The organism is Sphaerospermopsis sp. LEGE 08334 (assembly GCF_015207205.1).
Taxonomy (GTDB): domain Bacteria; phylum Cyanobacteriota; class Cyanobacteriia; order Cyanobacteriales; family Nostocaceae; genus Sphaerospermopsis.
On the sequence record NZ_JADEXH010000082.1, the window covers coordinates 1 to 10,146 of the forward strand.

The 10,146-nt window shown below is 38.9% G+C and carries 10 protein-coding genes and 1 pseudogene; 6 read left to right on the forward strand and 5 right to left on the reverse strand.

Going from position 1 to position 10,146, the window contains the following annotated elements:
* The 3 genes from IQ237_RS25360 to IQ237_RS25365 form a co-directional block, all read left to right on the forward strand.
* A partial coding sequence (locus IQ237_RS25360; protein WP_194060017.1) for an Eco57I restriction-modification methylase domain-containing protein occupies positions 1–2,261 on the forward strand: 2,261 nt, incomplete at its 5' end.
* An 86-nt stretch (positions 2,262–2,347) separates the two neighbouring features.
* Positions 2,348–2,482 (forward strand): hypothetical protein, encoded by a 135-nt coding sequence (locus tag IQ237_RS26780; protein WP_255512703.1) that lies wholly within the window; start codon positions 2,348–2,350, stop codon positions 2,480–2,482.
* Positions 2,483–2,917: 435 nt separating this feature from the next.
* Positions 2,918–3,394: a low molecular weight protein-tyrosine-phosphatase gene (locus tag IQ237_RS25365; RefSeq protein WP_194060018.1), complete on the forward strand. Its 477-nt coding sequence runs from the start codon at positions 2,918–2,920 to the stop codon at positions 3,392–3,394.
* A gap of 15 nt (positions 3,395–3,409) precedes the next feature.
* Here the strand turns inward: IQ237_RS25365 and IQ237_RS25370 are convergent, their stop codons facing one another.
* Positions 3,410–4,093 (reverse strand): response regulator transcription factor, encoded by a 684-nt coding sequence (locus IQ237_RS25370; RefSeq protein ID WP_194060019.1) that lies wholly within the window; start codon positions 4,091–4,093, stop codon positions 3,410–3,412.
* Positions 4,094–4,325: 232 nt separating this feature from the next.
* Between IQ237_RS25370 and smpB the strand changes: the two genes are divergently transcribed.
* Together smpB and IQ237_RS27095 are read left to right on the forward strand one after the other, a co-directional pair.
* Positions 4,326–4,793, forward strand: a complete 468-nt coding sequence (smpB, locus tag IQ237_RS25375; protein WP_096569128.1) for an SsrA-binding protein SmpB — start codon at positions 4,326–4,328, stop codon at positions 4,791–4,793.
* Positions 4,794–5,062: 269 nt separating this feature from the next.
* Positions 5,063–5,161: a helix-turn-helix domain-containing protein gene (locus IQ237_RS27095; RefSeq protein ID WP_367890303.1), complete on the forward strand. Its 99-nt coding sequence runs from the start codon at positions 5,063–5,065 to the stop codon at positions 5,159–5,161.
* Between the two features lie 73 nt (positions 5,162–5,234).
* Here IQ237_RS27095 and IQ237_RS25380 read toward each other — a convergent pair whose 3' ends face one another.
* From IQ237_RS25380 to cofG, 4 genes are all read right to left on the reverse strand, one after another.
* A complete protein-coding gene (locus IQ237_RS25380; protein WP_194060020.1) occupies positions 5,235–6,608 on the reverse strand; it encodes an IctB family putative bicarbonate transporter in 1,374 nt (457 codons plus the stop codon).
* A 48-nt stretch (positions 6,609–6,656) separates the two neighbouring features.
* Positions 6,657–6,839 (reverse strand): alpha/beta hydrolase, encoded by a 183-nt coding sequence (locus IQ237_RS25385; protein ID WP_228020707.1) that lies wholly within the window; start codon positions 6,837–6,839, stop codon positions 6,657–6,659.
* A gap of 111 nt (positions 6,840–6,950) precedes the next feature.
* Complete coding sequence (locus tag IQ237_RS25390) at positions 6,951–8,501, reverse strand: GAF domain-containing sensor histidine kinase (protein WP_194060021.1); 1,551 nt, start codon at positions 8,499–8,501, stop codon at positions 6,951–6,953.
* Positions 8,502–8,816: 315 nt separating this feature from the next.
* A complete protein-coding gene (cofG, locus tag IQ237_RS25395; RefSeq protein ID WP_194060022.1) occupies positions 8,817–9,734 on the reverse strand; it encodes a 7,8-didemethyl-8-hydroxy-5-deazariboflavin synthase subunit CofG in 918 nt (305 codons plus the stop codon).
* Between the two features lie 198 nt (positions 9,735–9,932).
* On the opposite strand from cofG, the pseudogene IQ237_RS25400 reads away from it, so the two are divergent.
* Positions 9,933–10,146 (forward strand): annotated as a pseudogene (locus IQ237_RS25400) (photosystem II q(b) protein); the annotation flags it as partial.

The window sequence follows — 10,146 nt, forward strand, 5'->3', positions numbered from 1 at the left end:
CTTCCACTCTTACCCCCCCTTCCATTCTTACCCCCCCTTCTCCCCAGGGAGAAGGGGGCTGGGGGGATGAGGGCAAACTTCGCCACTTACTTTCCCATACCGATGAACCACACCAGTTTACAGAATCAGAAGTAAAGCGTTTAATTGAGGCCATTGATAATTGTAAGATTCTTGATCCGGCCTGTGGTTCAGGTGCTTTTCCGATGGGAATTTTACAGAAAATGGTACATATTTTGGCAAAACTCGATCCGCGTAATCTAAATTGGAAACAGAGACAAATTGATCGCCTCAATCAATTAATTATTGATGCAGAAGATATTGAGGATGAAAAAACACGGACAGATACATTAACTAATCTGGAAGCACAAAAAGAGAATTTAGAACGGGCATTTGCGCGTAATGGGTTAGACTATGGACGTAAGTTGTTTTTGATTCAAAATTGTATTTATGGGGTAGATATTCAGGCGATCGCTGTGCAAATTGCTAAGTTAAGATTTTTTATCTCTTTAATTATTGATCAACAAGAAGATCAAGATGAAATAAATCGAGGAATTTTACCTTTACCGAACTTAGAAACGAAATTTGTAGCCGCAAATTCATTAATTGGAGTTGCCAAAGTGCAGCAATTATCAGTTTTTGATACCCAAGAAATTCAAGCCAAACAAAAGCGATTGGAACGGTTACGACGGGATCATTTCTTTGCTAAAAGTTTGGAAACCAAGCGGAAGAAACGCCAGGAAGATGAGCTTTTATGTCAAGAAATTGGTGAGATTTTGCGGCGCAATAAGTCGCCAAATGTGGAGTCATTACAATCATGGAAACCTTATGATCAAAATGCTTCCGCAGACTTTTTTGATCCTGAGTGGATGTTTGGTATTAATGATGGTTTTGATATTTGTATTGGTAATCCGCCCTATGTGAGACAGGAACAGATTAAAGAGTTAAAACCTGTATTTAAGCAAAATTTTCAATGTTTTACAGGTGTTGCTGACTTGTTTGTTTATTTCTTTGAGCGTGGTTATCAATTATTAAAAACTGGCGGCGTATTGAGTTATATCTGTTCTAATAAATATTTTCGTTCCGGTTATGGCGAAAAGTTGCGCGATTTTCTGGGCAAAAATACAACCATTAAGCAGCTTATTGATTTTGGTGATACGGATGTTTTTACAGCTATTGCTTATCCCAGCATTATTTTATTTAGCAAGGAAAAACCCTCACCCCCAGCCCCTCTCCCTAGAGGAGAGGGGGGCAAGACTCTTACTCCCCTTTCTCCCCAGGGAGAAGGGGGCAGGGGGGATGAGGGCATTCTCTCCCTCACATGGGACAAATCTCAAAACCTATCCGAATTTGCCCAAGTCTTCCATTCTCAAAATTTCTTAATGCCACAATCTGCACTTAAAGCCGATGGTTGGCGATTAGAAAATACACAGGTTTTAGATTTATTAGCAAAGTTAAGAAATGCGGGTAAGCCTTTGGGAGAATATGTAAACGGTAAATTTTATCGTGGTATTTTGACAGGTTTTAATGAGGCTTTTGTAATTGATCGAGAAACAAGAGATAAATTAATTGCTGAACATCCATCATCTGCTGAAGTGATTAAGCCTTTACTTCGTGGTCGTGATGTTAAAAGATGGTATGTTGATTATCAAGATTTGTATTTAATCAAGATTGAATCTTCAGAAAATAAAACTCATTCTTGGTCAAATCAAGCAGAAAAAGAAGCTGAAAAAGTATTTGCTAAAACTTATCCTGCGATTCATAAACATTTTGAACAATTTAGAAATCAATTAACCACTAGATCGGATCAAGGTAAATTCTTTTGGGAGTTGCGATCGTGTAAATATTGGCAAGACTTTGAACAGCCTAAAATAGTTTGGGGAAACTTGGCAATTTCTCCTCAATTTGCTATAGCCTTAGAAGATTTTTATTTATCTGCTCCTGCAAATTTAATTATTTCAAAAAATGAAAAATATTTATTAGCAATTTTTAACTCTCAAATTACCCAATACATAGTTTCTCAAAATGCAGCAGTAAGACAAGGAGGGTTTTTAGAATTTAAACCGATGTATGTTTCTCAAATCCCTATCCCCACCGCCACCGAAGCAGAACAAAAAGCAATAGAAACCCTAGTCCAGAAATGTCTAGAAGCAAAGGGTCAAAACTGCCAACAATGGGAACAAGAAATAGATGAGATAGTAGCGCGACTGTATGGGTTGAGTGATGAAGAAATGGAGATAATAAAAGGGTTGAACGCGGATTAAACGGATTACACAGATGGCGCGGATTAGGTTATCTGTTACAGTCATAGACAACTAAAATCCGTGAAATCCTTTAATCTATTTAATCCGTGATTCTAACCTTATTTTTAGCCATTCACGCATCACTCAGGCTTACTCAGGAAAGGCGATCGCCCCTTCCATTACCTTATGCGATCGCCCTCATCATTAGTATAATTCTTCAGGAAAATCACCAAAACGAATAACCTTTGTTAATTCTTGGTAATAAGTAACTCATTTATCAGCAATTAATTTCGTATCTTCCAAGTCATAAATTAGGTATGTTCTGATTTTCTCCCATCCTTGAGAACCTGCACCTTCACCCCAACAATGTTGAATTTATTGGGGAGTTAAAACCAACCTAGCAGATTTTCGCAATCCCATTTCTATGACTGCACTTTTTAGGGAATGTGGGATATAAAGCTTTATTGACAAAATCCCATCTCCGCCAGCAATGAGGGGGCTATAATGTATCTCATGACCAAGGAATCCGCTGTATTAATAAAAATCATCAAAATACCTTTATTTGTCCAGATTGTGGGATGTTTATTTAAATATAAATCTTGACTTATTGGGCTATTTGATCATAGTTTATTACATAGTCGATTACATCATTTCCCTAAAAGGATTAACCCCGAAAAATGTCTTACAAGTTACTATTTGTCTGCCTGGGTAATATTTGCCGATCGCCCTCGGCAGAAAATATTATGAATTATCTGATTGACCAAGCTGGTCTGAGCGATAAAATTTACTGTGATTCTGCTGGTACTTCTAGTTATCACATTGGTAGTCCACCTGACCGCCGCATGAGTGCTGCTGCATCTGCTAAGATGGGAATTAAACTACGTGGTCAAGCTCGTCAGTTTCAAAAATCAGACTTTCAAGAGTTTGATTTAATTTTGGCAATGGATAAGGATAACTATCAAGATATTCTCGCTGTTGACCGTTCTGGAGAATATCACCATAAAGTCCGTTTGATGTGTGATTTTTGCTCTCAACACGATCTCAAAGAAGTTCCAGATCCCTATTATGGCGGACAAGAGGGATTTAATCAGGTGATAGACCTCCTTATGGATGCTTGTTCAGGTCTGCTAGAATATGTGATCAGGAACTGGTGACTGGTGACTGGTGACCTACTCTACAAGACCATGCTTAATGGCAAACCGCACCAGTTCTGCGCGATTACTGGTTTCTGTTTTTCTCAATAAACTGCTGACGTATTTTTCAACTGTGCGCGGACTCAGGTGTAGTTGATTACCCATTTCGGCGTTAGACAAACCGTGAGTCAATAGTTCTAAGACTTCCTGCTCTCTTGTAGTTAATGATAATAACAACTGAGAATTGACAATTGGTGTCGATAAATGATTTTGTCCGTGTATTGATTTTATCAGGTTAGACCCATCTAAACTTTCTTGATGAGAAAAGCGGTATTCTGATTGAATGATTTGCGATCGCTCTAGTAAATTACGAATAGCTGCGGCTAACTCTTCTAGTTCAAAAGGCTTAGGCAAGTATAAATCACATCCTGATTGATAACCAAGAATTCTTTCTTGGGTTTTGGTTCGGGCTGTTAACAAAATTACAGGTAACAACCTAAACTCAGGTTGTTGACGCACCCGACGCACCAGTTCATAGCCGTTCATCCTTGGCATGACAATATCTGTCACCATTAAATCAGGATGGTTCTTTTCCACCATAGACAAAGCCTCTTGACCGTCATCAGCCATGATCACCGAATAGCCAGACAGTTCAAGATAATCACCAATAGACAGACGAGTGCCGAGGTCGTCATCCACTACAAGGATCTTCAAGGGCATGGACAGTACACCCCTAGCATTTTTCTTACTCAATATTTTGTTATTATATGCTTAGGAAGTGTTCATAAAATTTAATGTTATTTCAAATTTTAATAATGTTATAGTAGTAGATTAAATTAAATAGAAAATATAATGTAAAATTCAATTAGTCGAAATTCATTATTCAAATTACAAATGTTTTAAACAACGAAGTAAAGCAACTAAGCAATATTTAACATAAAGCAGATTTTCAATGAGTGACAAAAACGAAGGTTATAAAGTAATTAGCGACAATCGCCAAGCTCGTTATTTGTATGAAATCCTAGAAACCTACGAAGCGGGAATACAGTTGGCAGGTACAGAGGTAAAATCAATACGGGCTGGTAAAGCAAATCTCCAGGATGGCTATGCGTTAATTCGCAATGGTGAAGCATGGTTAATAAATGTACATATTTCTCCCTATACCTCTAGTGGACAATATTTTAATCATGAACCGCGTCGCACTCGTAAGTTGCTACTGCATCGGCAAGAACTCCGCAAGCTAATTGGTAAAGTAGAACAGCAGGGTTTAACCTTAGTGCCGTTGAAAATGTATCTGAAACGCGGCTGGGTAAAAGTCAGCATCGGTTTATGTAAAGGTAAGAAAATTCACGATAAGCGGGAAAGCCTCAAACGCCGGCAAGATCAACGTGATATTCAACGAGCAATGAAAAATTATTAGCCAAATATACCGCAGATTGATTTGGCTAATCGGAGGAATAGATATATTGGTCCAAAGAAATTAAGGATCACCTCAAGAATGCTATTGACACACCCATACAAGATGTGTCAGACCTAGACAACAAAGAGATACAGTATTGATGTCGAGCAATGCTTTTTTCCATGAAAATAAAACTCAAATTACAGCAGTTTTCATGTATTTGTACCACATCCTTCTTGTTATCTTCCTTTCTTCCTTTGCGCCTTTGCGTCTTTGCGTGAGATTAAAAAATGTGGTTCATTTACCTGAAAATCGCTGTAAACAAAACCCAGGAAATATTAATGGCTAAACACGCTGGTATAGCAAGGATTACCTATACTAAGGCGTGAAAGTCTACACCACGGATAACTGCTCCCATGCTCCCATTGAAGTAGAAAGTAAAGTCTAGCAATGTCAGTGGTTTTATATAGCAGTCCAATAGCTGGCGACTAAAGCAGCCATTAACCACCAAAGAGTATTGACTTCAGGACGATACCAGACGGTATCTACCGTGCCATGAGCAAGCATACCTAACAAAGTAGCGATCGCCCCAATTAACCAAAATCCATCTTTACTTCTCAAGTTTAGGAAACGGCGCATTTGCATAAATGCCGTATTCAAGATGACAATTATTAACCAAAGAAAACAAGCTAAACCCAAAAAACCTGTTTCTACAGCCGTCTCCAGGAAAATTGAATAGGCACTCAAAGCAGTATAACGGGGACGTTGGTAAAGAGGATAAACTTTATTGAAAGAATTGTGACCAGGACCGATACCAATAATGGGGCGATCGCGGATCATTTCAAAAACAGCATCCCAGACATTGCGACGGAAATTATTACTACTATCTTGACGATCAGCAAAAATACTAAAAACTCGCAACCGTACAGGTTCAACAAAAATCACCGCCAACACCAATACCCCAATCAAACCCCCTACAATAATTGGCAATGACCAAGTGCGCCAAAAAGGTGGCATTTCCACACTCCACCAATAAACCAACAATGCCATTGCAGCCAAAAGCCCCACCACCAAACCAATCCAGCCCCCACGACTAAAAGTAAGAACCAAACAGGCTGTATTGACAACAAACATTGTTAGTGCTAAAGCTTTCCTAATCCAACCTTGCCAAGCAAAAATAGCCACCAAACTTAAAACCACTGCTGGTATTAGATATCCAGCCAATAAGTTAGGATTACCTAAATAACTGTAAACCCTGGTTGTCTTAGCCAAACTTGACTCTGGATCAACCCAAGTAGCCAATGCTTTAGCGCCAAAAAACCATTGCCGAATTCCATATACACTGACAATCAGAGATATATGTAAGTAAAGAGTAATTAGCCAAGTTCGCAAACGGGAAATTCTCAGAACTCTAGCGCATAGAACAAAGAGCAATAAATAGAGTGTTAAGGTTACCAAATCACTCAACGCGGCCTTTTTCACTGGTGATAAAGCTGTAGCCGCCACAGCAATAAACCAATAGAGCAACACTAGCAGATGAATAGGCGTAACCGAAGCGGCATTTGTCAGACTTGTATCATCAGATACAGTCAATAGCACCCAGAACCCCACGCCAGCTACAAGCAGCAAACCGATTAGGGTACTAGAAACAAAAGGTGCAAGAGCATAGATAAGACTAAGTAGAACAGCCGCTATCGTATCTCCCCACTGCATTAAAATACTGGTTTGTCGCCAAGGACGTAAAATACCCACCATCAACCGATGCAGGTAACTAGTATCCAAATATTCTCTGAGCGGTACAGAGGATAAAGTCAATCTTTGCCAGACTAAATTCATAAACAAGGTTGTGATCAACTAGCACCTAATTGTAGAACTTAGCCTTAATCATAATCCGGTGATTGGTAATTGGTAATGGGTAATTGGTAATGGGTAATTGGTAATTGGTAATTGGTAATTGGTAATTGGTAATTGGTAATTGGTAAATTTATTACTGTAACCTGTAACCTGTAACCTGTAACCTGTAACCTGTAACCTGTCACCTGTCACCTGTAACCTGTCACCTGTCACCTGTAACCTGTCACCTGTAACCTGTAACCTGTAACCTGTAACCTGTCACCTGTAACCTGTCACCTGTGACCAATCACCAATCACCAATCACCAATCACCAATCACCAATCACTATTTAGCGGAATTAGTCGTTGGCAGTGGCAAAGAAATTACATAGCGATATCCTGATTCTGGAGAACCTTGAATGGAAATTTGTCCACCATGTAGTTCTGCCAGCTGACAGCTGAGTAACAAACCTAGTTTTTCACGAGACAGATTCACAGAAGTATTACCTAAATCCTTATCTGAGCTATCAACCAGGATTCCTAACTGTTGCTCAATCAAATTTGCTGACTTTTCCCAATTTCCTGGGGCATTCTTCTTATTTTCTAAATCAGAATCATACTTTTCAGACTCACCCAAGATTTCTGATATGGACAAAGAATCAAGACGTAAATAAGAGTCAATTTCACCGTTTCCATCTCCTACTCCTAACCAGGGATGGGAAACCCAAATAGTAATACAGAGCGTATTTTCTTTATAAGAAATATGAACACGAACAATACTACCTGTAGTAGAAAGTTGAATAATGCTAAACAACAGGTTATACAAAATTTGTCGCACCTTATCTTTATCTAAAGGCCAAATGCGATTGTGTCCTGGTTCTATAGACAAGCGAATTTCTTGATTCCGACGGACAGCCACTTCTGATAGAGTGTTGATAGCTTGTTGACACAGCATTTCAATATCTACAGGAGCTAAGTTCAGCACATTAGAATTATCACTTAATGTTCCTAGTTCGGTAATTTCATTGACTAAAGACAGTAAGTAGCGTCCACTGTGTTGGATAATCTCTAGATATTCTCGCTGCTTTGTTGTTAAAGGCCCATAAATTTCACGTGCCAGAACACCAGCCATCCCCAGTACGGATGTTAAGGGTGTACGCAATTCTTGAGTTAGTTGGCCTAAGAGTTCTAGTTTCAGATGCTGAGTAGAATTAGAAACATTTTCTAGAATGGGTGGTGCGATTTCCCAGTCAATTGCCTGTTCTTCTGGGAATGGCAAGCTAGGAATACTTGTACTGGGAATACTTGTAATAGTGCTTTTTTGGAATTGACCTTGCAACAATCGGTTGCGTTCAAATTCACTCATGCACCAACGAGCGATGATTTGCAAAAACTCAATTTCTCGATCTGTAAAATTGCGTGGTTGACGATTCATGACTGCCAATGCACCCAAGCAGTATCCCGAAGCATCAATTAATGGCGCTCCCAAGTAGGAACGGATGCCATATTTTTGGACTAACTTACTGGTAGATATTGGTGTATTTATTACTGATTTTGTATCATTAATAACTAATATTTGAGAATTTTCTACCACCTGAGAGCAAAAAGAATCCCGTCGTAATAATTGACGTTTTTGTGCTAGATCATTCATGAGACCTAATCTTGATAAACCCACTGATGATTTGAACCAGTGAACTTCTTGGTCCATAAATCCCAAAATAGAAATTTCTGCTGCCAAAAAGTGAGCAGCTGTTTGAGTAGCTTCTTCAAATACCGGAATTGTTTCTGGTTGCCGTAAACCCAAGTCTAACAATACTCTGATGCGTTGTTCTTCTTTTGCGTCTAAACCATTCCAACCATCATTGGGGGCAAATAGTTTGTTTTCAGGCTCTATCATTGCTACTGCTACCTTGATACTTGCTGCATATTGTAAGTTGTGTAACCGCTGGGATGAGGTTACTATTTCCTATGTTTCAGCATTCCCCAATTTCACTTGGGATTAATACGTTGGAAAAAATTTTTTTGCTACTAGCAGTACCAGGCTAAATTCAGCCTACACAGATAATAGTAAAACCTTGTTGGTGCATTGCTTTTTTTACTCTTCTTTTATACTTCATGCACTAGCAAAAGGCTGTGATATACACTTTTTCAATTTCAAATTGCCTAAAATCCTTGACCTGTAATATTTTCATGTTTATTCAGCAAACCCTAATTACCTATTTCTTAGAAACTGAGGATAAACAGGCAACCTGGTTACTAACTCCCAGCCCCCAGAGTGTAAAATTTCTCTTAATCTCTGTATCTGTAAATGAGGATAATCTGGGTTAACTTCATCTTTGGGACCTATTCCGCCCAAATCTCTTGCACCTGCATCCAAACACGCTAATAACCAATTGTCATCTTGCAGTAAATTAGGGGGAATTTGTACTGTAATGTCTGCAGGTAAAATTTCCCGTGCTTTCCTGATCACATGCGGTAGTTGATGAGGATCAAAAGCTTCTGCGTTAAAGGTTTGCTGACTTCCCGGACTGTGAGGTTGCAAAATAACTTCTTGTATATGTTGATAGCGTTGATGCAACTCAGAAATAGCTGTTAAAGTTTCCCAGCGATCATCTTCACTTTCTCCTATTCCCAATAATAATCCAGTTGTAAAGGGAATTTGCAACTCTCCCGCCCATTGTAATTGTTGTAAACGCACTTGAGGTAATTTACTCGGTGCATGACGATGAACAGTATTTAATAACTGGGGTGTCAACTGTTCCAACATTAACCCCATCGAAACATTAACATTTTTCAGCTTTTCCATTTCCGCAAAACTCAGTGGTCCGGCATTGGTATGGGGTAAAAATCCCATTGATAAAGCTAAAGTACATAAATCATAAATAAGCTGAAACCAAGCTTCACGTCTGGATGAAAAAGGATGAACTTCACCGCTGAGAATGAGTATTTCACAGATATTTTGATTTTTTAAAGGTAATAAAATATTCTCTGCTTGTTCTAGCGTCATCCAAGGACGTGAACCTGGTTCAACACGAAAATTACAATAACTACATCTATTAAAACATTCGTAAGTAGGAACAAGAGTATATGCAGGACTATAAGTGACTACCTTGGCACTAGATAACAGCATTTTTACAATCCAGAGAAGAAGTTTACAAAAATATAAAGCCTGTAACCCTTACTATATCTAGGTTTTCTGATCCTGTGAGAAAAATTTTAAAAAATATTACGAAAACCCCTTTACAAATCGAAATATTTGACCTACTATAAATTCATCAGGTAGAAACACCTACCAAAACATACATACATAAAACGCAATCATAAGAACATGACAACCGCCATTCAACAGCGCCAAAGCGCCAACGTATGGGATCGTTTTTGTGAATTTATCACAAGCACCAACAACCGCCTTTACATCGGCTGGTTCGGTGTATTAATGATCCCCACCTTGTTAGCAGCTACCACTTGCTTCATCATCGCATTTATCGCTGCTCCTCCCGTTGACATCGACGGCATCCGTGAACCCGTTGCAGGTTCTTTAA